We start from the raw sequence: 299 nt of genomic DNA on the forward strand, positions 1-299 counted from the left end.
GATCGTTGTCAGAAGTAAGTTGGCCGCAGTGTTATCACTCATGGTTATGGCAGCACTGCATAATTCTCTTACTGTCATGCCATCCGTAAGATGCTTTTCTGTGACTGGTGAGTACTCAACCAAGTCATTCTGAGAATAGTGTATGCGGCGACCGAGTTGCTCTTGCCCGGCGTCAATACGGGATAATACCGCGCCACATAGCAGAACTTTAAAAGTGCTCATCATTGGAAAACGTTCTTCGGGGCGAAAACTCTCAAGGATCTTACCGCTGTTGAGATCCAGTTCGATGTAACCCACTC

1 protein-coding gene is annotated in these 299 nt (G+C 47.2%); it reads right to left on the bottom strand.

Features of this window, described 5'->3' with window-relative positions; translation table 11 throughout:
• The coding region (locus tag SB751_RS29390; RefSeq protein WP_410748949.1) for a serine hydrolase at positions 1-299 on the bottom strand (299 nt) is incomplete at both ends.

Origin of the sequence: Cupriavidus sp. SIMBA_020 (genome assembly GCF_046535395.1) — a bacterium.
GTDB lineage: Bacteria > Pseudomonadota > Gammaproteobacteria > Burkholderiales > Burkholderiaceae > Cupriavidus > Cupriavidus campinensis.